The organism is Proteus sp. G2609 (assembly GCF_963896135.1).
In the GTDB taxonomy this organism is placed as follows: Bacteria; Pseudomonadota; Gammaproteobacteria; order Enterobacterales; family Enterobacteriaceae; genus Proteus; species Proteus mirabilis.
In genome coordinates, this window is sequence record NZ_CAWQNB010000040.1 from 206,852 (window position 1) to 232,987 (window position 26,136).

A 26,136-nucleotide genomic window follows, 5' to 3' on the forward strand; every position below is an offset into this window, starting at 1 on the left:
ATTATTTGTTATGATTAAGGCATAATTTAGAAGTGATCTGTTTTCCATTTGCGATTATCTGGTCAATGCTTCTCCTTTGTAACATGAAAACAACAAAAGTTTGATAAATGACAAAGGTTATAATTAATCAGCACTTTGATAATTCTTATAGAGACGTATAATCTTTCTTTTCATTAGTAGTAGGTATTTAGAGTGGAAAAGGTTAATCCTGTGTTTTCGACACTGTACGAAAAAGTTAAAAATATAAATCTGACAGCACAAGATGATCTTTTACATTTGAAAGTTATCTTGCCATCAGAGGTGTCATTTTCCTTACTTTCATGGCTAGCAGCACAAACGTATTACCCGCAATTTTATTGGCAACATCGTGATGAAAGCGAAGAAGTAGCCGCTTGTGGACAAGTTAAGTGCTTTAATCATATCCGTGATGCTCATCGATTTTTAGCAACACATCGGCATTCATTGCATGCTGATGATGTGCGTATTTGGGGATTAAACGCGTGGGATACCATTATTCCAGGGCGTATTGATAAAGAAAAGGGGGATGATGCTTACCTTTTTTTACCTCGTATCGAGATAAGACGTCAGCAACAACTGTCGATCCATATTAATTTATTGGCAGAAGAAGATAAGCAAAGTGCGCTTGCTTTTATTCGCTCACTTAAAAATGCACTGAATATTGCACCTTTATCTGTCAAAGTAACATCTGTAGAGCACTCGTTAACGCAACAGCAATGGACTGACTATCTTAATATTGCTTTAGATGAAATCAATCAAGGCGTATTTGAAAAAGTAGTACCTGCACGGGCAACCTGCTTAAGCTTAGATAATCCGTTAAAAGCTATTCAATTTATGAAAGCAAGTCGAGATGTTAATCATCATTGCTATCATTATATGCTGGCTTTTTCACCTACTGATGCTTTTATGGGCTCATCACCAGAAAGATTGTATAAACGCGATGAATTTGTGCTTTATACCGAAGCGTTAGCGGGCACTGTGGCAAGTTCTGATAATGAACAACAGGCCAGAGCATTTGCTGATTGGCTAATGAACGATAAAAAAAATCAACATGAAAATCTGGTGGTAGTTGATGATATTTGTCAGCGATTACAAGGTGGGATAGAAGGGATTGATGTATCGTCAGCAGATGTGATCCGCTTACGTAAAGTGCAACATCTGCGTCGCTATATCCACGGTAAACTTATCCATGCTGATGATGTGGATTGTTTACAGCGTTTACAACCTACCGCGGCTGTTTGTGGCTTACCGCGCTCTATTGCGCGCACTTTTATTCGTCAACATGAACCTTTTGAACGCCGTTGGTATGCTGGCTCTGCGGGCTATTTGTCTTTGCCTCATGCCGAATTTGCGGTTAGCCTACGTTGCGGTGAATTGCATGATGATGCATTAACGCTTTATGCGGGCGCAGGGGTGGTTGCGGGATCTGATCCTTTGCAAGAGTGGGCTGAAATTGAAAATAAAGCAGCAGGTTTACGCACTTTATTAGAAAAAGAGTGTTGAATTCTTTGCAGTTTATCCAATGGCTCTCATAATATATAAACTGGGTGTTGATAAGTAGTACTGATTAGGATGCCATTTAGTGCTACTTTCAACTCGTCACTGCATCTTGTTAATAAATTAATGTTATTCTTGTGCTAGCTAGTGTTATTGCTATCTTTTTGTTAACGATAAAAATTAAGCCTAAAAAGATAAGTACTTTAGCTTAAATAATACACTCTTATCAGAGTTCTTTTTCACGATTTATTTAACGAAAACTTCTGTTCATTGAACTAGGCTAAGGAAAAGTATTTAGGAACAGATATTATAATAGTCATTGCAGGTTTTCGTTATTGGGATGATCAATGTCTAATAGTTCGTTTAATCGCCAATGGGCTAAAGTTATACTGGAAACTTTGACTCGTCATGGTTTACGTCATATCTGTATCGCACCCGGATCACGTTCAACGCCTTTAACGCTTGCGGCAGCCGCCAATCATAAACTTATTTGTCATACGCATTTCGATGAGCGTGGTTTAGGTCACTTAGCATTAGGTTTGGCGAAAGCCACTCAACAGCCTGTTGCAGTGATTGTCACCTCAGGTACCGCAGTGGCAAACTTATACCCCGCTTTAATTGAAGCGGGACTTACTGGTGAACGGGTGATCTTTCTCACGGCAGATAGACCGCCTGAACTGATTAATTGTGGCGCCAATCAGGCTATACGCCAACAAGGTATTTTTGCCAGCCATCCCTCAGAAACACTCTCTTTACCACGCCCTACAGCAGATATTCCTGCTCGTTGGCTGGTTTCTACATTAGATAATGCCATGAATAATCTTGTGCATGGTGCTTTGCATGTAAACTGCCCTTTTGCAGAGCCATTATATGGTGATGATATAGAGCATGACACACCATGGACACAAGCATTAGGAAAGTGGTGGCAAAGTGATAAACCTTGGTTACAAGAAACGCTTTCTCCCTCTGTGACTACACACCCTCAATGGGATCGACTACGTCAGAAAAAAGGGGTCGTTATTGCTGGACGTATCAGTGCGAAAGAGGGGATTGCCGTTGCCAAATGGGCTTCACAATTGGGATGGCCTCTGTTAGGTGATGTGTTATCACAAACTGGACAACCACTACCTTGTGCTGACTTATGGCTAAATAATCCACAAGTGAAGGCTGAATTAAACCAAGCAGAAATAGTGATCCAATTTGGCTCCAGTTTAACAGGCAAACGCTTATTACAATGGCAAGCGAATTGCTCACCGCAAATGTATTGGGTGATTGATGCTATTCCGGGACGTTTAGATCCGGGGCATCATCAAGGGGAGAAGTTTACCTTATCCCCGAGTCAATGGTTAACGGCACATCCTGCTATTGATAATTTACCTTGGGCGTTGTCATTAAGTCATATTGCTACACAAACTTATCAACATGTTACTGAAGTAACAGACTATTTTGGTGAAGCACAAGTTGCTCATCAGTTAGATCATCTACTTCCTCACAATGGCCAGCTTTTTGTTGGCAATAGTTTAATTGTGCGCTTAATTGATGCTTTTGCACAATTGCCACAGGGCTATCCTGTTATGAGTAATCGTGGTGCTAGTGGCATTGATGGATTACTTTCCACCTCAGCAGGTGTTCATCGAGCCACTCAAAAACCGACGTTAACTATTTTGGGTGATTTATCGGCATTATATGATTTAAATAGTTTGGCACTACATCAACAAGTCTATGCCCCAAATGTGGTGATTATCGTCAATAACAATGGTGGGCAGATATTCTCTATGTTACCGACGCCTATAGCAGAGCGAGAGCGTTTTTACTGTATGCCCCATGCTTTAAATTTTAAACATGCTGCTGCCATGTTTGGTTTAGATTATGTTGCACCAAACTGTTGGGATGATCTGTTTACTACAGTGACTGCATGTTGGCAGGGGGAAGCCAAAACAACATTAATTGAATTGATTGTCAATGAAACTGAGGGTGCTGAAACCTTAAATCAGTTGGTAAAACAGGTAACCGCTTATGACTTTAGCTTGTAGGCAATATAACACGCATAACGAAGGGCCATGGTTAGTTTGGTTGCATGGACTATTAGGAGACAGTCATGAGTGGGAGACCGTCATTAAGGCTTGCCATGAATATCCCTCACTCGTGATTGATTTGCCCCGTCATGGTAACTCTGCCTCTATTGGGGTAAATAATTTTGTCGAGATGAGTGCATTACTCCATGACACTTTAAAAGAATACGATATTAATCATTACTGGCTGATTGGTTACTCTTTAGGTGGCAGAATTGCGATGTATCACGCATGTTTTGGTGAAACATCGGGATTAATGGGATTGATTGTTGAAGGGGGAAACCCAGGTTTATATGATGCAATAGAAAGACAAAACCGTATTGCACATGATAAACGTTGGGCCGCGCGTTTTCGCAATGAACCTATTAATGATGTATTAACGCAATGGTATCAACAGCCTGTCTTTGCTGATTTAAGCGATGAAACGCGTCAGTTATTAGTTGAAAAACGCAGTAGTAATGCAGGTTTTTGTATTGCGGAAAGTTTAGAAACACTCTCTTTAGGCCATCAGCCTTGGTTAGTTGCAGAATTACAACAACTCACTTTACCCTTTATTTGGTTGTGTGGTGAGCAAGATAAAAAATTTCAATCAATAGCGCAGCAATATTCGCTGCCATTAACGACTATCCCGCAAGCTGGTCATAATGCCCATCAGGCACAGCCTGATGCTTATGCTGCGGTGATAAACCATGTATTATCCCTCTTTGGTTAAAGGAACCTAATTATGCTTTACCCGAGCGAAGAAAAGCTATATGCACCGATTGAATGGCAGGATTGTTCTGAAGGTTTTGAAGATATCCTCTACCACAAATCTGTCGATGGCATTGCCAAAATTACGATTAACCGCCCGCAAGTGCGTAATGCTTTCCGTCCTTTGACTGTGAAAGAGATGATCCAAGCATTAGCCGATGCACGTTACGATGACTCAATTGGTACTATTATTCTTACTGGTGCAGGCGAAAAAGCGTTTTGTGCCGGTGGTGACCAAAAGATCCGTGGTGACTACGGTGGATACCGTGATGAAAGTGGCACTCACCACTTGAACGTATTAGATTTCCAACGCCAAATTCGTACTTGTCCTAAACCCGTTGTTGCTATGGTGGCTGGCTACTCCATTGGTGGTGGTCATGTCTTACATATGATGTGTGATTTAACCATTGCTGCAGACAATGCCATTTTTGGTCAAACTGGTCCTAAAGTAGGCTCATTTGATGGTGGATGGGGTGCTTCTTATATGGCACGTATTGTCGGGCAGAAGAAAGCTCGCGAAATCTGGTTCTTATGCCGCCAATATAATGCGCAAGAAGCATTAGATATGGGACTGGTAAATACCGTTGTTCCTTATGCTTCTCTTGAAAAAGAAACGGTACGTTGGTGTCGTGAAATGCTAGAAAATAGCCCAATGGCATTACGTTGCTTGAAAGCAGCATTAAATGCTGACTGTGATGGTCAAGCGGGTCTGCAAGAATTGGCTGGTAATGCAACCATGCTGTTTTATATGACAGATGAAGGTCAAGAAGGACGTAATGCTTTTAATGAAAAACGTCATCCTGATTTCACTAAATTTAAACGTAACCCATAATGCGAAACGCCAAACTCTATTCATTCAGCCTGCCAATGGAGGCAGGTGTTGTTCTGCGCTACCAAAGATTAAAAACGCGTGATGGTTTTCTTGTCTGTTTAGAGCAAAATGGCAAACAAGGTTGGGGTGAAATTTCACCTCTTCCTGAGTTTAGCCATGAAACGTTAGAACAAGCACAAGATGCCGCACAATCTTGGCTAGCAGCTTGGTGTCTAGGTGAAAATCCTACTGACAGTGAATTGCCAAGTGTCGCTTTTGGTATTAGTTGCGCATTAGCAGAGCTTGAAGACACTTTACCAGAAGAAGCCAATTATCGTGCCGCACCTTTATGCAACGGTGATCCTGATGACTTAATTTTAAGTCTTAATGAAATGAGCGGGGAGAAAGTTGCTAAAGTTAAGGTCGGTCTGTATGAAGCTGTACGAGATGGTATTGTCGTCAACTTATTACTAGAGGCAATCCCCGACTTAAAACTAAGGCTTGATGCCAATCGCAGTTGGACGCCAGCTAAAGCAGAAGGTTTTGCCAAGTACGTGAACCCACAATGGCGCGACCGCATTGCATTTTTAGAAGAGCCATGCAAAACCCCAGAAGAGTCACTCGCCTTTTCACAAGCAACAGGTATCAATATTGCTTGGGATGAGACTGTGCGTGATGAAGGTTTTGAAGTGAAAGCTCAAGAGGGTGTTACGGCGATTGTTATCAAGCCTACGCTAGTAGGAAGTCTGGCTCGTTGCCAATCTATCGTTGAACAAGCGCATGCTTTAGGTCTAGAGGCGATTATTAGCTCGAGTATTGAAAGTAGCTTTGGATTGACACAACTGGCAAGAGTAGCTCAGTGGTTAACGCCAGATTCTATTCCCGGTTTAGATACCGTTGATCTTATCAAACAACAACTTATTCGTTGTTGGCCAGATGTAGATATTCCGCTTATCACGCTTGAACAGCTTAAGACAGTATGGCAACAGTAGTTAATTTTACACAATGGCCGTGGCATCACTGGGCGCAGCTTAACCCAAATGAAACGGCCATCATATCCGGTGATTCACCTATAACATGGCAACAATTAAGTTGTCATATTAATCAATTGGCGAACCATTTAGCGAAACAGGGTGTTAATACTAAAAGTACCGTGTTGCTACGTGGTAAAAATCATATCCATGTTGTTTTTACGCTACTTGCTGTTTTTCAATGCGGTGCAAAAGTATTACCGTTAGATCCTCAGCTCCCTAAGTCTCTACTTGATGATTTATTACCCCATTTAAACATCGATTTTTATGCTGATTTAAGTGGATCAACACTTGAGTTAGATGCGAGGTTACTCGATCTTTCTGGTGTCGAATTCAATAATAAATCACATCAAGATAAAAATAACATGGCAGGTGTTGCATGGGCATCTTCTCGTATGGCAACACTGATCTTAACCTCTGGATCATCAGGTTTACCTAAAGCCGCAGTACATACTTTTCAAGCTCATCTTTGTAGTGCAGAAGGTGTTCTTGAATTGATACCCTTTGAAAAAAGCGACAGTTGGTTATTGTCTTTACCTCTCTTTCATGTATCTGGGCAAGGAATTCTTTGGCGTTGGTTATTACGAGGCGCTACCTTGGTAGTGCGTAATATGCACCCCTTTATTGCTGCTTTGCAAGGCTGTACTCATGCTTCTTTAGTGCCAACGCAACTTTGGCGTTTATTACAAAATACACAACAGGATAGTTCGCAGCCCATCACATTAAAAGCGGTTTTATTAGGGGGAGCGATGATCCCAACTGAATTAACCCAATGTGCGGAAAGTAAAGGTATTCAGTGTTGGTGTGGTTATGGCATGACTGAAATGGCCTCTACTGTTTGTGCAAAACGCGCAGATGGTAAAGCGGGAGTTGGTACGCCATTAAAGGGTAAAGCGGTCAGATTAGTGGATAATGAAATCCAGATCAAATCTGATAGTGTTGCATTAGGATATTGGTTTGATGGTCAATTAAAGCCGTTATCACACACTCAGGATGATTGGTATGCAACACGGGATAGAGGTTGTTTTAAAGAGGGGGAATGGTGCATTTTAGGGCGATTAGATAATCTGTTTTTTAGTGCGGGTGAAGGTATACAGCCAGAAGATATTGAAAAGGTGCTAAATAGTCACCCGAATATTCGCCAAACATTTATTGTCCCGATTGACGATATTGAATTTGGTCAACGTCCCGTTGCTGTTGTTGATACTGATATTGAGACAATTAATCAATTACCACAATGGTATCATACGCGTTTAGCAGGCTTTCAACGTCCCATCGCTTGTTTACTATTACCAGAACAGCTAAAGAGTGGGGGGATCAAAATCTCTCGTAAACAAGTGCAACAGTGGGTGAAAGGGCAACAAGTAAATTGATATTGCGATTTTATCGAACGACTTTAAGAAAGGCGCCCAAACTACAGGCGCCTTATTATTTTGCCGAGTTGCTCACAGGGCTTCTTGTTATCAGGCTATTTAGCGTCTTTCCCTTCTAACACTTTAATCGCTTTTTCAACGCCAGCGCCATATTCAGGATGAACTTTGGTAAATAAGTCGATTTGACGTTGTTGTGTTTCTTTACTTGCTTGTGATAATTCGCCCGCAATACGCGCAAACATACGTTGATGCTCGTCATCGCTTAATAGCTCATACAGTGCACGAGGTTGGCTGAAATAATCTTCATCTTCACGATGGTTCCAGTGATCGGCTGCACCTTCAATAGAAAGTGGTGGCTCTTTAAAGTCAGGTTGCTCTTGGAACACACCGCCACTATTTGGCTCATAAGTAATACCATTACCACTATTACCGTCAACACGCATAGCACCATCACGATGATAATTATGGAATGGGCATTTTGGTGCATTAACAGGGATTTGATGATGATTAACGCCTAAACGGTAACGATGCGCATCACCATAAGAGAATAGACGACCTTGTAACATCTTATCTGGTGAGAAACTAATACCTGGAACAATATTCGCAGGGCTAAATGCAGCTTGTTCAACATCAGAGAAGTAGTTATCTGGATTACGGTTTAACTCAAAGTAACCGACATCCATGAGCGGATAATCAGCATGTGGCCAAACTTTGGTTAAATCAAATGGGTTATAAGGCACAGTTGATGCCTCTTTTTCTGGCATGATCTGAATTTGTAACTTCCAACGCGGATAATCACCACGTTCAATGGCTTCAAAAAGATCACGCTGAGAGCTTTCTCTATCTTTACCTACTAGAGCTTCCGCTTCATCATCCATTAAGTTCTTGATGCCTTGTTGGCAACGGAAATGGAATTTAACCCAGAAACGTTCATTATCTTTATTGATAAAGCTATAAGTATGGCTACCAAAACCATGCACAAAGCGATAGCTTAAAGGTAAACCACGATCGCTCATATCGATAGTTAATTGGTGTAGAGATTCTGGTAAATGAGAAAAGAAATCCCATTTATAAGCCATATTACGCATATTAGTGCGAGGGTCACGTTTTACGATATGGTTAAGATCAGGGAATTTAAGGGGATCACGTAGATAGAATACAGGAGTATTATTACCCACCATATCCCAGTTACCTTCTTCTGTATAAAATTTTAAGGCAAATCCACGAATATCGCGCTCAGCATCAGCTGCACCACGTTCACCCGCCACTGTTGAAAAACGAGCAAACATTTCTGTTTTTTTACCCACTTCAGAGAAAATTTTAGCTCGAGTATATTTCGTAATATCGTGAGTGACCGTAAATGTACCAAAGGCACCAGAGCCTTTTGCGTGCATACGTCTTTCAGGAATAACTTCACGATCAAAATGGGCGAGTTTTTCTAAAAACCAGACATCTTGTAGTAACATTGGACCACGAGGTCCTGCTGTTATTACATTATTATTATCTACAACTGGTGCACCAGCCGCCGTTGTGAGCTTTTTCTTTTCCATCACATCTTCTCCAATTTGTGGAATAGTGAACATTAAAAAATAGCATGGGTGAATAAAACGAAGCGAACAGCCTTATATTTATTATGGTTAATTTTTACTGTAATTCCACTTTAGCAAGATTAAAATTATTAATAAAACCCATTAGACCGATAGTATTGATAGATGTAACTTATTTACATAGATTGAAAAATCTAAACATTGACTTTCAATTCTCAGTAAAATTGTTTAATAAATTTGCTGTATAATTATAAGTTGGGAAAATTATTTACTGGGGTAATCATAATGAAAAAGTTTTTATTATTAGGAGCAATGAGCGCATTACTTATTTCTGCTAATGCCAATGCCATATCGATGAATGTGCAAGCGGGTAAACATTATACCGATGTACAAGCAGGTTTAGGTGATGCCGATTCTGGACTTTCTTTTAACGGTAACTGGGCACGTAGTGATCACGATGGTCAATTAGGTAGTTTAGGTGCAAAATTTGCGTTACCTCTTGGCCCATTCTCAGCAAGCGTTGGTGGTAAAGCACTTTACCTCTCCCCCAAAAATGGTGATGACGGCGCGGCATTAGCTGGTGGTGTTGGACTTAATTGGCGTGTTTTACCTTCACTGAGTGTTTATGGTGAAGCTTACGCTTCGCCGGAAGGATTAACATCAGGAAGTAAATCCTATTATGAAGCTGATGTTGGTGCTAAATACACGGTATTTAAACCACTTCATGTTAATGCGGGTTATCGGGTGATTGAAATTGAAAACGCGCATAATCACAGTAACAATAAACTTGCTGATGGTTTCTATGTAGGAGCTGGTTTAAGTTTCTAATATCAATAACGGGAACATTAGGTTTTTCCCGTTTAGTTATTTATTTTTAGCAGGTGTTACAATTAACACCTGCTTTTTATTTGATTTTTATCAGCTAATGGTGATTAACCCACTTGTGGCAATATATTAAAGGTAATCGCTATTTGAATACCAATCACCACTAACCCGCAGATAAATACAATGGCTAAGGCTGGCTTACCGCCTTTAACTTTATAATGCTCTGTAGTCTGCTTTTGCTGTCTTACTTTCCATACCAGTAGTGCTGGTAATAATAGTGCGAGAATAGATAAAGCAATTGCTGCATAGGCTAAGGCTTGCACAAAGTTAGGGAAAAATAACGCACAGAATAGCGGGGGAACAAAGGTTAATAAACCAGATTGAAAACGACCAGATGCGCGATTACTGCGTTTAAACAAATCAGCTAGATAATCAAATAACCCTAATGCTACGCCTAAAAAAGAGGTGGCGAGTGCAAGGGCTGCGAAAAGGTTGACAGCAATATTGACTCGCGGTGTAGCAACCACATCACGGATGGCGGTGAGTAGGCCATTTAAGCCAGATTCTTGGGCTAAAATCCCCATAAAGGTGGTGGTGGGAATAGCTCCTAATGTTGCTAATTGCCATAAAATATAAGCAATAAGAGGGATTGCGCTACCTACGATAAATATTAGGCGTAGTTTTTTGATATTGCCATCCATGTAGCTGACAATACTGGGTACACTACCGTGGAAACCAAAAGAGGTAAAAATAACCGGGATTGCAGAAAGAACGAGCCCCTGAGCGATAGGCATAGAGGTTAAGTTGACTTTTTCCACATGGGGTAACATGACTACCAGCATAAAAATTAAGAAAATAACTTTTGCTGTAAAGAGTAAGCGGTTAATCATATCAACAGAAGTGGTACCAATACCGACTACCGCACCACCAATAACTGTAAAGATAATGATACCTTGTGTGATGGTTATCTTATGACCAATCCAAGAAGATAAAGTCGAAGCTAATAGTTCACCCGCACCACTGATATAAGCCGTTGTTAAAGCATACATAAGAAGTAGCAAAGCTAAACCTGTAACGACTTGTCCTCCAATACCCAGATAACGTTTCGCAATAGAGCCAAGGCCTGTATGGGGATCGTTGTATTGATAGACTTCCACTAATAAAAGCGCGGTGTAACTCATTAATAGCCATAAGCCCACCAGCAATAACACCATGGTACTAAAACCAATACCCACAGCAGCAAGTGGCATTGCCAACATTCCTGCACCAATTGTTGTTCCTGCAACAATAAATACACTGCCTATAGTGCGATTTTTCACAAAGTCCTCGTTTTTCCAAACTATTTTACTTAGTTAAAAGTAGGGTATAAGAATGGTAAATTTCTGTCAAATTTTAATTACGATGTGTGTAATGTTTTGTTTACAAAATAAAGGGGATATAAAAAAACGCCAACAAAATGTTGGCGCTATTTAACATGTCTTTGGTTGTTGAATGACAAAAAAAGATTAATTAATCATCAAGCTCAACCATTCTTCTTATTTGATCACGATTAATTTGTTTGATTGCACCGGTTTCAGCATCTTTATAAATAATTAATCCGGTAGACTCATCTTCTTGAGGTTTATCTGTGGTCAAAATAGTTTGCCCATCGACGGTTTCAATTTTTTGTGGAGATGAACAACCTGCTAATAGCAGTAAAGAGAAAGAGGCGGCACAAATCGGTAAAATAGTTTTTAGTTTCATAGTAACGATCCTTTTTATAACTCTGTTATTTAACTTTAGTTAAAAATACGCATTTGTGTTAGAAAAAGAACAATATAAGAAAACAGTGATCATTATAGTCAATGGTTTTATTTTGTGCAGATCTCGATTTCGATATCACTCACAGGGTGACAGCTACAAGGTAAAATTTCATCAGCTTGAATAAATGCCAATGGCTCATTGCGATAACATACTTTGCCTTTTACTAAGCGTAATCGGCAAGAGCCACAATAACCTTCTCGGCATTGATATTCGATTTGAATTTTGCTGCGCTCTAACGTCTCCAACAAGGAAGGATGCGTTTCAGAGCTAAATTCTAATGCGGTTGATAGACCCTGCTGGTGCAGGGTCACTTTATGAGATGCCATAATGTATAGCGCTAGTTCTCTGTTTTACAGTTCGAAGTTACTTAAATCATCAGTATCTACTTGTGAGTCGATTTGACCTACTAGATATGAGCTTACTTCAACTTCTTGTGGTGCAACTTGCACATTATCAGATACTAACCAAGCATTAATCCATGGAATAGGGTTTGAACGTGCTTTAAACGGTAATTTAAGTCCTACTGCCTGCATACGAATATTAGTAATATATTCAACATATTGGCAAAGGATCTCTTTATTTAAACCGATCATAGAGCCTTCTGAGAATAGGTATTCTGCCCACTCTTTTTCTTGCTCTGCTGCTTCAACAAATAGGTCATAACATTCTTGTTCGCATTCTGCGGCAATTTCGGCCATTTCAGGATCATCTTGACCTGAACGCAGTAAATTGAGCATATGCTGTGTGCCTGTTAAGTGTAATGCTTCATCACGGGCAATCAATTTAATGATTTTAGCGTTACCTTCCATCAGTTCGCGCTCAGCAAAGGCAAATGAACAGGCAAAGCTGACATAGAAACGAATCGCTTCTAAAGCATTAACACTCATTAAGCATAGGTAAAGCTGTTTTTTGAGCTTACGTAAAGTCACTTCAACAGTTTTACCTTTTATTTGATGCGTACCTTCACCAAACATATGGTAAAGGTTAGTTAAATTGATTAACTCATCATAATAAGATGAGATATCACGAGCACGTTTTAAAATCTCTTCATTTTCAACAATATCATCAAAAACAACCGACGGATCGTTGACGATATTACGAATAATATGGGTATAAGAGCGTGAATGAATGGTTTCAGAAAACGACCATGTTTCTACCCAAGTTTCTAATTCTGGAATTGAAATTAAAGGTAAAAATGCCACGTTAGGGCTTCTACCTTGGATCGAATCAAGCAGAGTTTGATATTTTAAATTACTAATAAAAATGTGTTTTTCGTGATCGGGAAGCGCATTGTAGTCAATACGATCACGAGAAACATCAACTTCTTCTGGACGCCAGAAGAAAGAGAGTTGCTTTTCAATTAGTTTTTCAAAAATAGGGTACTTTTGCTGATCATAACGCGCTACGTTAACAGGTTGCCCAAAAAACATGGGCTCCTGAAGCTGATCATTTCTAACTTGTGAAAAAGTGGTATAAGACATAGCTTCCTCAATTAAATTTTACACGCGCCGCCTTCACAATCTGAATCTGCCGTTTCAACGAATTCTTCCAGATCACCTTGTACATCTTCTGCACCATCACGGGTATTGTGATAATAGAGTGTTTTCACACCATATTTATAGGCGAGCAGCAAATCTTTTAGCAGCTGGTTCATAGGAACCTTACCACTAGGGAAACGAGTAGGATCGTAGTTAGTGTTGGCAGAAATCGCTTGGTCGACAAACTTTTGCATAATACCGACTAACTGCAAATAACCTTCGATACTTGGCATTTGCCACAGTAATTCATAAGCCCCTTTTAGGCGCTCATATTCTGGAACCACTTGACGTAAGATGCCATCTTTAGAAGCTTTAATACTGATATAACCACGAGGTGGCTCGATACCATTGGTTGCATTTGATATTTGTGATGATGTTTCTGATGGCATCAATGCTGAGAGCGTTGAGTTACGTAAACCGTATTGTTTGATCTCTTTGCGTAAGCTTTCCCAGTCATAATGCAGAGGTTCATTAGTCAGTACATCTAATGATTTTTTATAAGTATCAATAGGTAAGATACCTTCTGCATAGGTGGTTTCATTAAACCATGGGCATGCCCCTTGCTCTTTTGCTAATTCATTTGATGCTTTTAATAAATAGTATTGAATAGCTTCAAAGGTACGGTGTGTTAAGTTGTTTGCACTGCCATCTGAGTAGCGAACACCGTGTTTAGCCAGATAATAAGCAAAGTTGATCACACCAATACCCAGTGTACGACGACCCATAGCACCTTGTTTAGCTGCTAAAATTGGATAATCTTGGTAATCTAACAAAGCATCTAACGCGCGAACGGCTAAACGTGCTAGCTCTTCTAAATCGTCTAGATTTTCAATCGCCCCAAGATTAAAGGCCGAAAGTGTACATAGGGCAATTTCACCATTTGGATCTTTAATATCATTTAATGGTTTGGTTGGTAGTGCTATTTCTAAACATAAGTTTGATTGACGGATAGGTGCAATCGCCGGATCAAACGGACTGTGTGTATTACAGTGGTCAACATTTTGAATATAGATACGACCTGTAGAGGCACGCTCTTGCATCATGAGTGAGAATAATTCAACCGCTTTAACTTGTTTTTGGCGAATACTCTTATCTTTCTCATATTGTACATATAAACGTTCAAATTCGTCTTGATCAGCAAAGAATGCATCATAGAGGCCCGGCACATCAGACGGGCTAAATAATGTAATATCCTGACCTTTGATTAAACGTTCATACATTAATTTGTTTAACTGCACACCATAATCGAGATGGCGTACACGGTTATCTTCAACACCACGGTTATTTTTTAATACCAGTAGGCTTTCAACTTCTAAATGCCATAAAGGATAAAATAGCGTTGCTGCACCACCACGTACCCCACCTTGTGAACAAGATTTTACCGCCGTTTGGAAGTGCTTATAGAATGGGATACAACCCGTGTGGAATGCTTCACCATTACGAATAGCACTACCTAATGCACGAATACGACCGGCATTAATTCCAATACCTGCACGTTGAGATACATATTTAACAATAGCACTTGAGGTCGCATTGATAGAATCAAGGCTATCATCACACTCAATCAGAACACAGGAGCTAAATTGACGTGTCGGAGTTCTTACACCCGCCATAATAGGTGTTGGGAGTGAGATTTTAAATGTGGATACCGCGTTATAAAAGCGCTCAATATAATCCATACGCGTCTCTTTTGGATAACGCGAAAATAGGCAAGCGGCAACTAACACATAGAGAAATTGTGCACTTTCGTAAATATCACCGGTAATACGGTTTTGAACAAAATATTTACCTTCTAGCTGTTTCACTGCTGCATAAGAGAAATTCATATCACGTTGATGAACAATAAACTTATCCATCTGTTCGAACTCTTCTTTGGTGTAATCTTCAAGAAGATGACGGTCATATTTACCGAGTTCAACTAAATGTTTAACGTGATCATACAATGCCGGTGGCTCAAATTGACCATAGGCTTTTTTACGTAAATTAAAGACAGCAAGACGAGCAGCAAGATACTGATAATCAGGTGTTTCACCAGATATTAAGTCTGCAGCAGCTTTAACCAGTGTTTCATGGATATCGGCAGTTTTGATACCATCATAAAACTGAATCTGAGAACGTAACTCAACTTGAGAAACAGAGACATTTTCTAGACCTTCAGCGGCCCAAGTAATAACACGGTGAATTTTGTCTAAGTCAATGCGTTCTTTATGACCATCACGTTTTGTGACGAGCAGGCTGTGATTCATGAGCGATGCACCTTTCTGGCTTTAATGACCTATAAATGGGCAACCTGAAATTTTATACCGCAAAAAAGCGCTCCCGATGACAAACATTGCCAAGGAGTCTTGTGGTGTGAAATTTAAGGAAACACAATATATAGGGGTTTGTTCAAATGGTGATAACAAGATAATGGTAATTGAGGGATTGATCAAGTGTACAAATCTGAATGTTTCTGTGGATAAATAGGGGATAATTTTTTTAACAACTGCCTGTACCCTGCATAAATACAGGCAGTCAGAAACTTAAAACGACGCTAAAAAGAGGCAAAGTCAATTTTTAAAAATGTGATCGTTTGATGTTTTATTAAACCAAATCAATCTCTCTATTTCACAAATCCGAATTATCGGTCGCTTGAGTGTGCACCATGTAATTAACATCAACATTTGGCGCTAATCGGAATTTGTCTGTAATAGGATTGTAATGTAACCCAATCATATTTTTGCTACGTAAATTGGTTTCATCGACCCAGCTTAATAACTCTGAGGGACGAATAAATTTATTCGCATCATGGGTGCCTTTAGGAACCATATTCAGAATATACTCCGCGCCTACCACCAGCATAAACCACGCTTTTTTATTACGGTTGATGGTAGAAAAGAATACATGTCCACCTGGTTTCACCAGTTTGGCACATGATCTTACAATGGAGGAAGGGTCTGGAACGTGTTCTAACATTTCCATACAAGTGACCACATCATAGCGTTGTGGATATTCTGCGGCATGGTTTTCAACGGTATCTTGTATATAGGTGACAGGAATACCGGTTTCCAGTGAGTGGAGACGTGCGACTTCTAATGGCTCTTTCCCCATATCGAGTCCGGTTACTTCTGCACCAACACGGGCCATACTTTCAGATAAAATACCGCCACCACATCCAACATCGAGTACTTTTTTACCAAATAAGCCATCAGCACGTTCTTGGATATAATTAAGTCTTAGTGGATTGATGCGATGTAGGGGTTTAAATTCACCTTCAAGATCCCACCATCTTGATGCGACACTCTCAAATTTGTCGATTTCATGCTGATCTACGTTAGCATGCAAAGAGGTTGTTTTATCATTCATCAGAAAGTATTACTCCTATTTTCATATTACCGATGATTCTACCAATGTTAGAGAGCGAAATCGAAGCTAAATCGAAGAGAATCGCGAAAGAGTGATTAATTTCATTGTTTCAGTTTTCCTAAAATTGGCGATTTGTGGTATAGTTCTACACCTTTGAATCCGTAGTATGAGGGACAGTGGCTCCATGAGCGACATTGCCAGAGAAATCACACCAGTTAATATCGAAGAAGAGCTGAAAAGCTCATATTTGGATTATGCGATGTCCGTTATTGTAGGACGCGCATTACCCGATGTTCGAGACGGACTGAAGCCAGTACACCGCCGAGTGCTATTTGCGATGAATGTACTGGGAAACGATTGGAATAAACCTTATAAAAAATCAGCCCGTGTTGTTGGGGATGTAATCGGTAAATATCACCCGCACGGTGACAGTGCTGTCTATGAAACGATTGTTCGTTTAGCACAGCCTTTTTCTATGCGCTACATGTTGGTTGACGGTCAGGGTAACTTCGGGTCAGTTGATGGTGACTCCGCGGCGGCTATGCGTTATACCGAAGTTCGTATGGCGAAGATCGCCCATGAACTGCTGGCGGATTTGGAAAAAGAGACGGTCGACTTTGTTCCTAACTATGATGGAACAGAAAATATACCGGCTGTTATGCCAACCCGTATTCCAAACTTGTTAGTTAATGGCTCTTCAGGTATTGCCGTTGGGATGGCAACGAATATCCCTCCGCATAACCTCGGTGAAGTTATCGACGGTTGTCTTGCCTATGTTGATAATGAAGACATCACCATAGAAGAATTAATGGAATATATTACCGGGCCTGATTTTCCGACTGCTGCGATTATTAATGGTCGCAGAGGAATATTAGATGCTTATCGTACAGGGCGTGGAAAGATTTATATCCGTGCTCAGGCTGATATTGAAACTGATGAGAAAACGGGTCGCGAAACCATTATCGTGACAGAAATTCCTTATCAGGTGAATAAAGCCCGTTTAATTGAAAAAATTGCGGAGCTTGTAAAAGATAAACGTATTGAAGGTATCAGCGGATTACGTGACGAGTCTGATAAAGACGGTATGCGTATTGTTGTTGAGATCAAACGTGATGCAGTCGGTGAAGTAGTATTAAATCACCTCTTTTCACAAACTCAAATGCAAGTCTCTTTTGGTATTAATATGGTTGCGCTTCATCAAGGCCAACCAAAATTATTGAACCTAAAAGAAATTATCGCAGCCTTTATTCGCCATCGTCGTGAAGTGGTGACTCGTCGTACCATTTTTGAATTACGTAAAGCGCGTGATCGTGCTCATATCTTAGAAGCACTTGCGGTCGCTTTGGCCAATATCGATCCTGTGATTGAATTAATTCGTCAAGCACCAACCCCAGCAGAAGCGAAAGCGGCATTAATTGCCCAACCTTGGGATCTCGGTAGCGTGTCTGCGATGTTAGAGCGTGCTGGTGATAGCAATGTTGCTCGCCCTGAGTGGTTAGAGCCACAATTTGGTGTGCATGACGGTAAATACTATCTAACAGAACAACAAGCACAAGCCATTTTAGATTTGCGGTTGCAGAAACTGACCGGACTTGAGCATGAAAAACTGCTAGATGAATATCGTGAATTACTGCTACAAATTGCTGAGTTATTGCATATTTTGAGAAGCCCTGAGCGTTTAATGGACGTTATTCGTGAAGAGCTAACAGCAATTAAAACACAATATAACGATCCTCGTCGTACTGAAATCACTGAAAATACCGCTGATATTAATATCGAAGATCTGATTAATGAAGAAAATGTGGTTGTGACACTATCTCACCAAGGTTACGTTAAATATCAGCCATTGACTGATTATGAAGCGCAACGTCGTGGAGGAAAAGGTAAGTCAGCCGCAAGGATCAAAGAAGAAGACTTTATCGATCGCCTACTGGTGGCTAATACACACGATACTATTTTGTGTTTCTCAAGTCGTGGTCGCCTGTACTGGATGAAAGTTTATCAGTTACCAGAAGCGAGCCGCGGTGCTCGTGGTCGCCCAATTATCAATTTATTACCTCTAGAGCAAGATGAGCGGATCACCGCTATTCTTCCAGTAAGAGAGTATGAAGAAGGTAAATTTGTCTTTATGGCAACGGCGAGCGGTACGGTTAAAAAGACACCATTACAAGACTTCAGTCGTCCTCGTAGTGCTGGTATTATCGCGGTTAATTTAAATGATGGCGATGAGCTTATCGGTGTTGATTTAACCGACGGTAGTAATGAAGCCATGCTGTTCTCAGCAGATGGTAAAGTGGTTCGTTTCGCAGAAGAGTGTGTTCGCCCAATGGGTCGTACTGCGACAGGTGTTCGTGGTATGAAACTGGTTGATGATGATAAAGTGGTTTCACTGATTATTCCTCGTGGCGAAGGTGATATCTTAACAGTGACTGAAAACGGTTATGGTAAACGTACCGTTCAAAGTGAATACCCAACCAAAAACCGTGCAACACAAGGCGTTATCTCGATTAAAGTGAGTGAGCGTAATGGTAAAGTGGTAGGCGCTATTCAAGTTGAAGAAACTGACCAGATTATGATGATCACCAATGCCGGAACGTTAGTGCGTACCCGAGTATCAGAAGTCAGCATTGTGGGACGTAATACACAAGGTGTTACCTTGATCCGTACTACAGAAGACGAGCTAGTCGTTGGCTTACAACGTGTTGAAGATGAAGATGATGCGTTAGATGATGATGAAGTTGATGAAATGATCAGCGACAATATCTCTGATGTTCCAGAGTCTGAACCAACAGATGATGCGGATAGTGAAGAAGAATAATAGCTATTTTTCAGTAACTTAAAGAAAAAAAAGCAGGCGGAATGCCTGCTTTTTTATATTATAAGCATTTATTAGTCAATAAATTTTATCAGTCATCAGAAAAAATTATCCTGATGATAAAGATCATCTCATTCAGACCTAGAGTAACTTCTGTTAGAATGAGAAAGTTGATTATCTGTATTACCGATTAGGGTGGTTATTTGCGATATCTTTCGTCATTTAAAACGTCATTAAAAATTTCCCGCTACCTTTTTCGTGCACTGGGTATCATGTTGTGGGCAATGGGCGCATTATTAACCATGTTTTATCTCATCAACATCTTTAATGATACTAAATCAGATATCCGACAAGAATATAGTAATAACTATACCGATTTATTGGGCTTCTTTCGCCAAACCTCGAGTACTATCCGCGATTTGCAATATTTAGCAGAGCGGCATCAAGAGCAACTTAATTTAAACCCTAAGATGAATAATTCTTTTTTTTATGAAGGGCCTTTTTCACTTCATAAATTAAGTGAAAGTGCCGATTGTGAATTATTCAAAGGGCAAACAAACAATTATTTTCGATCATTTAATAGTATTCTATATTACTGGAAAGATAATACCCCTGCTTTACAAGGTATCAACCAAGTATTTATGGTTGGCTCTCATAGTATGTGTATGATTAATTTCCCATTGCGTGCATCACCTATTGATACTGAACTGTTGAAAAAAATGGTTTATGAAAATACACGTAATTACATTAATCAACGAGCTCAAGGGAAAGAGAGTAATCAATACTGGATAGTACCTGATGCCAAGGGGGATAGCGGTATCCTCTATGTCATGTCGCCAGTTTATGCGTCAGGGAAATTTATTGCACTCATTGGTATCGAAAGGGCGATCCGATTGGAGTATTTTTCACCTACGAAAGATCGCGTTATCTCTATTCATCTTTTAAACAATAAAAATAATCCAGTCTTAAGTTATCCTGAAGAGAATAATTATCGCAGTGTAAGGGATGTACCGGATGTTAGCGCTCCTTACTTTGGCTTTGATGATGATTTTAGTGACTTAGTTGCAAAACGTAAGCTACTTCCTTCTTCTTTTAGTGTGGTTTATTCACTACCATTAAAACAAATTTTAAATGAATTTAAGTTTACTATTTTTAATGCCATTATTTTAAATATCATTTCGGCGATTGTTATCTTTATTTTCGTTTGGATTTTTGAGCGAAAAATATTTTCACCTGCAGAAAATAATGCTTCACGCTTAGAGGAGCATGAGCAGTTTAATCATAAAATAGTCGCGTCAGCCCCAGTAGGAATAAGTATCTTAAGAATACGCGATGGCATGATTATTTTAAGTAATGAGCTCGCCCATAATTATTTTCGCTTATTAAGTCATAGTGATAAACAAAATATTCTCTCTATTATTGCTGAAAAAAGTAGCAATATAGTGGATGTAGTCACTAATAATCATAATCATTTGCAAATTAGTTTTGTGAATTCACGTTATCAGAATGAAGATGTGGCGATTTGCGTATTAGTAGATATCAGCGCTCGTGTTAAAATGGAACGCTCTCTACAAAATATGGCAACGGCCGCAGAACAAGCAAACCAAGCTAAATCAATGTTCTTAGCGACAGTCAGCCATGAATTGCGTACACCACTGTATGGCATTATTGGTAACTTAGAATTATTACAATCATTGACGCAAAATGAAGAGACTGCCAGATTATTAAAAACAATGGATAACTCTTCATCGCTGCTACTCAAAATTATCAGCGATATCCTCGATTTCTCGAAGATAGAATCGAAACAATTAAAAATTGACGTTAAGCCATTCAATTGTCGCCAAGTTGTCTCTTTTGTTATCTCTAACTATTTGCCGTTAATTGCTAAAAAAGATTTAGCTATTTACTGCTTTATTGAGCCGGATGTACCTAAAATCGTTAATAACGATCCGGTTCGTGTCCAACAAGTTATCTCTAATCTACTAAATAATAGTATTAAATTTACTACGACAGGATGTATTACTTTGCACCTGTATCGAGATGAATATTATCTCTATTTCGATATTCATGATACCGGCAGAGGGATAAATGAAAAAATGCTTCATCAGCTTTTTGAACCCTTCTTTCAGGTCTCGCAAAATACAGAAAGTGCTTCAGAAGGTACAGGATTAGGATTAGCGATTTGTGAAAAACTGATTAACTTGATGGATGGTGATATCAGTGTTGTTTCTCAAGAAAATGTAGGTAGCCGTTTTACTGTGCGGATCCCTTTATATGGCGCACTAAATTCGAGTGATGGACAAACCAAATATAATCTCTATAAAGAGAGTACTATTCGCTGCTTTATCAGTATTAAAAATCTTTATCTAGAAAGCTTTGTTGAACGATATTTAAGTTATGTGGGCTTACATTGTCAATTATTCACGGAAGTGACTCAGGTCTCTGAGAATGATTTTATTATCACCGATCATGATGAATGTTTAGATAACTCTTGCCAATTTATCCGTATTTATGAACACTATTTTGAGCCAGCAAAGAAAATCTCTGAGAATAATTGGTTATGTAGTACATATAAATTAAATGAATTAATTAAGATTATCCTACAATTACCACAAACAAAATTAGAGTCTGATGACTCAGAAAATAACGCGTTAATGACAGATCACGATCTACAATTATTGACGGTGCTCATTGTTGATGATCACCCTATCAATCGTTTATTGTTGACCGATCAACTGAAAAAAATTGGTTTTAATACCGCAACGGCAGAAGATGGCTGTGATGCTTTAGCCTTTATGCAAGAAAATCATGTCGATATTATTTTAACCGATGTCAATATGCCAAATATGAATGGCTATCAATTAGCGACAACAGTGCGTGAATTGAGTAGCACTATTCCTATTATTGGCGTTACAGCAAATGCGATTGCCGAAGAAAAACAACGTTGTATTGATGCGGGAATGAATGATTGTGTTTCCAAGCCAGTCTCTCTTACTGTATTAAAAGACGTATTACTCACCTATGTGGCATAATCCAGCGGTTAATCTCGGAAAAGCGAGGTTTTTTCATGGTAGATTTGATTGAAAAATTTCGATATTACAGTGATAAATATTGTTGCTAGGTTGCCGGCTCAGGATGATAGGGGAAGAGAGGAAAACATTTTTTTGTTGCCAACGATGTGATGGCGGATAAAAAGTAATAAAAAAGCAGAGAAGCTCCCACAATGGGTATGAGCTTCCTGATTTTATCTATACAGCATAGAGAAGAAAAGTTAACGGGTTAGCTTTCTCCGTTAATTTCCTTATCAATAGTGACTGATGATAGGTAGTTAAGCAGAGCGATATCATTGTCGACACCGAGCTTCATCATGGCTGATTTTTTCTGACTACTGATAGTCTTGATACTACGATTGAGTTTTTTAGCAATCTCAGTGACAAGGAAACCTTCGGCAAATAAGCGCAACACTTCACTTTCTTTGGGAGATAAGCGTTTATCACCATAACCATTGGCATTCACTTTTTCTAACAGCTTAGCCACGCTTTCAGGCATAAATTTCTTGCCTTTTTGCAATGCTGCAAGTGCTTTAGGTAGATCAGCAGGTGCACCTTGTTTTAATACAATACCTTCGATTTCAAGGTCAAGAACAGCACTTAAGATAGCTGGGTTATTGTTCATAGTGAGTACAATAATAGACAAATTAGGATAATGTCTTTTGATGTACTTTATCAACGTAATACCATCACCATATTTATCACCAGGCATAGATAGGTCGGTGATAAGAGCATCTGCATTTAATTTAGATAAGTTATTGATAAGTGAAGTGGAATCTTCAAATTCACCAACAACATTAACCCATTCAATTTGTTCTAAAGATTTACGAATGCCGAATAAAACAATTGGATGATCATCGGCAATAATAATATTAAGGTTATTCATGTTTAATTGTTACCTTGCTACAGCAACTGTCGGATCCATTTATCCAGTTGATTGATACGTTCTTTTATCTCTAATTCATTATGATTTTTTATGTCATCTTCTAAATATTCGCAGTTCTCTCTGAGATATTCTAAATCTAACATAGCAAAAACCCCTTTCAGACGATGAGCTGTCTGAGCTAGAGAATGAAAGTCTTTATTAGTTGCTTCTAAGTGTAGTTTTTCAACATCAATGGGAACAGTATTGATAAATAGTTCCTTATAATCACTATCATTCAACTTCTTCCTATAATTATTAAGAATTACTTCGTGATGATCAAGGTTATTATTCTCATTACGAATACTCGTTTGAGTTGTTTCGAGAGAAAGTTGTTCATTTTCTTCAATCAAATAAGTAATAGCCTCAATTAATGGATCACCGAAGTTATAGTTACACTTTATTAAATTTCTTGCTATTTTTTCAAATCCGGTAATAGAGCTAACTAATAATACTGTTGCTGATTCAGGATTATTATCCGGAGTGTCTCTAAGTATGATATCGTATTCTGAGTAAAGATTCTCTTTATTTTTATCAAAGTATGTAGCGCCATATTTATCAAGCTGTTGGCAGATTATTTTTTCTATTTCAGGGTTTTTTATGGCGAGTTTTGCAGTTATACCCTCTAATAATATGTCAAAAGAGCGCTCTTCTGTATCTATATGCTGGTATGGAAGTACGATACGGAAATGAGAGCCAATACTTTCTTGGCTTGTAATGGTCAAAGTGCCTTGTATTTTGTTACACAACAAATGACATAAATAAAAAATAATACCCGAGTTGGAATAATATTTATCACCCATAGCTTGACCTAAAAATGGATATTTAATATTAGCCAGATCTTGAGCTGTTAACCCACTGCCACTATCAATAATATCAATTACTATTTCTTCTTTATCATTATTTTTTTCTAAATTTAGATTGACGGTTATTTTTCCATAATTAGTCGTACTAATGGCATAATTAATCAATGATAAAATAATCTTACTTAATGCTGGGCCATCATTAAATAAAAGTAAACTAGGTTTAATATTATTATGGAAATAAAGTGTTAATCCCTTTCTTATCATAAATGGTGATGCGGTTATTAGAATAGATTCAACTAGCGTTGAAAGTTCAAATTCATCTTGATGTATTTTCCATTCTTGATTTTCTAACTTATTAATTAGCGTAATGTTTTCTATCCACTCAGAAATATAATTCGTTTTTTCTAATAGCAGACTCAGTAATTGTTGGTGAGTATCGTTAGGAAGTAGATCTTTAAATTGATATACCATCTCATTAATATCTTTAATTGGTCGTATGAGTTCTAACGACATATTGGATAAGATCTTGCGGCGTGCAATCGTATTTTTTTCATATTCTTGTTGTGCTAGCTGTAATTTCTTATTGATTAATGCTTCGTTGTCTTTATTCAGAAAAATGAATAGAGCAGTATTATCGATATTGCTGTTGCTACTGGTGCGGATCTCATAAATTTCGTTATCAATGGCCGTTTGGATTAAACCATTATGTTCAATCGCCATCTGGCGGATCTTAGATAAATCGATATGAGGTAATAGTTTCTCTGCGTGGCTATTACTAATAATTTTGTGGTTTGATGAAAAATTATACACCAATAGACCAATCGGAAGATTAGAAATGATATCGTTAGTCATCTCTTCTTTGATGCGAAGATTACGCGTCATCGAAATATAAGGGAATACATATTTATTACGAATATAGATATGGCCAAACACTGAAATCGAGATAAAAATGAGTAGGCTGATAAGTAACCAGATATTTTTATACACAATCTCATTGAAAATCGATTTTAGTGGATACTCATAAGATAAAGAGTAGGGTATTCCTGCGATGGGCTGTGAGAAGATGAGTGAAGTCCCATCCGTTGATACCTCAATATTGTTTTTATCATAAACACTCTGCTGTCCTGTGGGTAATAATCTTAAATATTGAGGTGATAGCTCAGCAGGTAGAAAATTATTTATGGGTAAATCAAAGGCAATAACACTGGTCAGTTGCCCTGGCACATTAAACATGGTGCGGTAGGTATAGTAATAAATATTTTCTGTCGGCATTTTCCTAATGGGAGAAAGGCTCTCTTTTTCATCTAATGCCGTTGATTGCATTAATAGCTCAGAACGTTTGTTTTCAGCGGTTAGTGTTAAATAGCTTTCTTTATAGCGCAATTCTGGTTTTAGTATTGAGTGGGTAGTAATTAAGGATAAGATCATTGCCTTTACCATTAAGGTAATAGAGAGAGCTATAGTTATTACGTACCCCCCAAATAATTTCTAACGCGTTTGCAAAATAACCGGCTAACTGAAAGGTTTGTTCATTCGATTTACCAAAAACAATAGCGTCAACGGTTTGATCGCGTCCTTCAAGCCAATAAACATCAGAGCGTAGTTTGACCGGATTGATTTTTAAAGGCAGAAAGAGGGTTGGATCATTAATTTTGTTTGATAACTGGAATAGTTGGTTAGCGTGATAGCGGTAATCTTCAACTTGAGATGCAAACTTATTAGTCGTGTTGTTAATGGCATTTTTTTTACTTTCTAGCCAAGTATCAAAATAGCTATAAGCATATAGAAAAAGGGATATGGCCATAAACAGAAGAAACAGAGCATATAAGCGAGTTAATGTATTTGGCTTTAATTGGGTCAGTGTGCGCATTCAGTTTGCGAGCCTTTAAGAAATGAAGTCAATAAAAAAAGAAAAAATTGGCTAAACAACCAT

At 38.8% G+C, this 26,136-nt stretch carries 19 protein-coding genes; 9 read left to right on the forward strand and 10 right to left on the reverse strand.

Annotated features, from left to right (window positions below; genetic code table 11):
* The first annotated feature begins 192 nt into the window (after positions 1 to 192).
* The 6 genes from AACV01_RS14265 (at position 193) to menE (ending at position 7,552) form a co-directional block, all read left to right on the forward strand.
* Entirely contained in the window at positions 193 to 1,521 is a 1,329-nt protein-coding gene (locus AACV01_RS14265) for an isochorismate synthase (protein WP_110229089.1), read from the forward strand.
* 341 nt (positions 1,522 to 1,862) lie between these two features.
* Positions 1,863 to 3,548 carry a 2-succinyl-5-enolpyruvyl-6-hydroxy-3-cyclohexene-1-carboxylic-acid synthase gene (gene menD, locus AACV01_RS14270; RefSeq protein WP_049199306.1) on the forward strand — a complete coding sequence of 562 codons (1,686 nt, stop codon included), beginning with the start codon at positions 1,863 to 1,865 and terminating at the stop codon, positions 3,546 to 3,548.
* Positions 3,532 to 4,299: a 2-succinyl-6-hydroxy-2,4-cyclohexadiene-1-carboxylate synthase gene (gene menH, locus AACV01_RS14275; protein WP_049199307.1), complete on the forward strand. Its 768-nt coding sequence runs from the start codon at positions 3,532 to 3,534 to the stop codon at positions 4,297 to 4,299. Before menD ends, menH begins: the two co-directional genes overlap by 17 nt.
* Positions 4,300 to 4,311: 12 nt before the next feature.
* A complete protein-coding gene (gene menB, locus AACV01_RS14280; RefSeq protein WP_004243669.1) occupies positions 4,312 to 5,169 on the forward strand; it encodes a 1,4-dihydroxy-2-naphthoyl-CoA synthase in 858 nt (285 codons plus the stop codon).
* On the forward strand, positions 5,169 to 6,140 hold the full coding sequence (gene menC, locus AACV01_RS14285) for an o-succinylbenzoate synthase (RefSeq protein ID WP_036971108.1): 972 nt from the start codon (positions 5,169 to 5,171) through the stop codon (positions 6,138 to 6,140). Before menB ends, menC begins: the two co-directional genes overlap by 1 nt.
* The gene (gene menE / locus AACV01_RS14290; RefSeq protein ID WP_161683134.1) at positions 6,128 to 7,552 is read left to right on the forward strand and encodes an o-succinylbenzoate--CoA ligase; all 1,425 of its coding nucleotides are present in this window, start codon (positions 6,128 to 6,130) and stop codon (positions 7,550 to 7,552) included. Before menC ends, menE begins: the two co-directional genes overlap by 13 nt.
* A gap of 95 nt (positions 7,553 to 7,647) precedes the next feature.
* On the opposite strand, the gene AACV01_RS14295 is transcribed toward menE, so the two are convergent.
* The gene (locus AACV01_RS14295) at positions 7,648 to 9,102 is read right to left on the reverse strand and encodes a catalase (RefSeq protein WP_004248382.1); all 1,455 of its coding nucleotides are present in this window, start codon (positions 9,100 to 9,102) and stop codon (positions 7,648 to 7,650) included.
* 282 nt (positions 9,103 to 9,384) lie between these two features.
* On the opposite strand from AACV01_RS14295, the gene AACV01_RS14300 reads away from it, so the two are divergent.
* Positions 9,385 to 9,927 carry a YfaZ family outer membrane protein gene (locus tag AACV01_RS14300; protein WP_004248380.1) on the forward strand — a complete coding sequence of 181 codons (543 nt, stop codon included), beginning with the start codon at positions 9,385 to 9,387 and terminating at the stop codon, positions 9,925 to 9,927.
* Positions 9,928 to 10,031: 104 nt separating this feature from the next.
* Here AACV01_RS14300 and tyrP read toward each other — a convergent pair whose 3' ends face one another.
* From tyrP to ubiG, 6 genes are all read right to left on the reverse strand, one after another.
* Positions 10,032 to 11,243: a tyrosine transporter TyrP gene (tyrP, locus tag AACV01_RS14305; protein WP_004248379.1), complete on the reverse strand. Its 1,212-nt coding sequence runs from the start codon at positions 11,241 to 11,243 to the stop codon at positions 10,032 to 10,034.
* A 190-nt stretch (positions 11,244 to 11,433) separates the two neighbouring features.
* Entirely contained in the window at positions 11,434 to 11,667 is a 234-nt protein-coding gene (locus AACV01_RS14310; protein ID WP_004243656.1) for a YgdI/YgdR family lipoprotein, read from the reverse strand.
* A gap of 107 nt (positions 11,668 to 11,774) precedes the next feature.
* On the reverse strand, positions 11,775 to 12,053 hold the full coding sequence (gene yfaE, locus AACV01_RS14315) for a class I ribonucleotide reductase maintenance protein YfaE (protein ID WP_004243655.1): 279 nt from the start codon (positions 12,051 to 12,053) through the stop codon (positions 11,775 to 11,777).
* Positions 12,054 to 12,077: 24 nt separating this feature from the next.
* Entirely contained in the window at positions 12,078 to 13,208 is a 1,131-nt protein-coding gene (nrdB, locus tag AACV01_RS14320; RefSeq protein WP_004248376.1) for a class Ia ribonucleoside-diphosphate reductase subunit beta, read from the reverse strand.
* Between the two features lie 11 nt (positions 13,209 to 13,219).
* Positions 13,220 to 15,511: a class 1a ribonucleoside-diphosphate reductase subunit alpha gene (gene nrdA, locus AACV01_RS14325; protein WP_161683136.1), complete on the reverse strand. Its 2,292-nt coding sequence runs from the start codon at positions 15,509 to 15,511 to the stop codon at positions 13,220 to 13,222.
* 361 nt (positions 15,512 to 15,872) lie between these two features.
* A complete protein-coding gene (gene ubiG, locus AACV01_RS14330) occupies positions 15,873 to 16,610 on the reverse strand; it encodes a bifunctional 2-polyprenyl-6-hydroxyphenol methylase/3-demethylubiquinol 3-O-methyltransferase UbiG (RefSeq protein WP_004243650.1) in 738 nt (245 codons plus the stop codon).
* 184 nt (positions 16,611 to 16,794) lie between these two features.
* Here ubiG and gyrA point away from each other — a divergent pair, with 184 nt between their 5' ends.
* Together gyrA and rcsC are read left to right on the forward strand one after the other, a co-directional pair.
* Positions 16,795 to 19,428 carry a DNA topoisomerase (ATP-hydrolyzing) subunit A gene (gene gyrA / locus AACV01_RS14335; protein ID WP_004248375.1) on the forward strand — a complete coding sequence of 878 codons (2,634 nt, stop codon included), beginning with the start codon at positions 16,795 to 16,797 and terminating at the stop codon, positions 19,426 to 19,428.
* A gap of 200 nt (positions 19,429 to 19,628) precedes the next feature.
* Positions 19,629 to 22,457: a two-component system sensor histidine kinase RcsC gene (gene rcsC, locus AACV01_RS14340; protein WP_071587361.1), complete on the forward strand. Its 2,829-nt coding sequence runs from the start codon at positions 19,629 to 19,631 to the stop codon at positions 22,455 to 22,457.
* 247 nt (positions 22,458 to 22,704) lie between these two features.
* On the opposite strand, the gene rcsB is transcribed toward rcsC, so the two are convergent.
* Genes rcsB through AACV01_RS14355 form a run of 3 tightly spaced genes read right to left on the reverse strand, consistent with a single transcriptional unit; the run spans position 22,705 to position 26,073 of the window.
* Complete coding sequence (rcsB, locus tag AACV01_RS14345) at positions 22,705 to 23,361, reverse strand: response regulator transcription factor RcsB (RefSeq protein ID WP_004243646.1); 657 nt, start codon at positions 23,359 to 23,361, stop codon at positions 22,705 to 22,707.
* 17 nt (positions 23,362 to 23,378) lie between these two features.
* On the reverse strand, positions 23,379 to 25,631 hold the full coding sequence (rcsD, locus tag AACV01_RS14350) for a phosphotransferase RcsD (protein WP_237585035.1): 2,253 nt from the start codon (positions 25,629 to 25,631) through the stop codon (positions 23,379 to 23,381).
* The gene (locus AACV01_RS14355) at positions 25,576 to 26,073 is read right to left on the reverse strand and encodes a hypothetical protein (protein ID WP_237585036.1); all 498 of its coding nucleotides are present in this window, start codon (positions 26,071 to 26,073) and stop codon (positions 25,576 to 25,578) included. The genes rcsD and AACV01_RS14355 overlap by 56 nt, the downstream gene beginning before the upstream one ends.
* Positions 26,074 to 26,136: the final 63 nt, after the last annotated feature.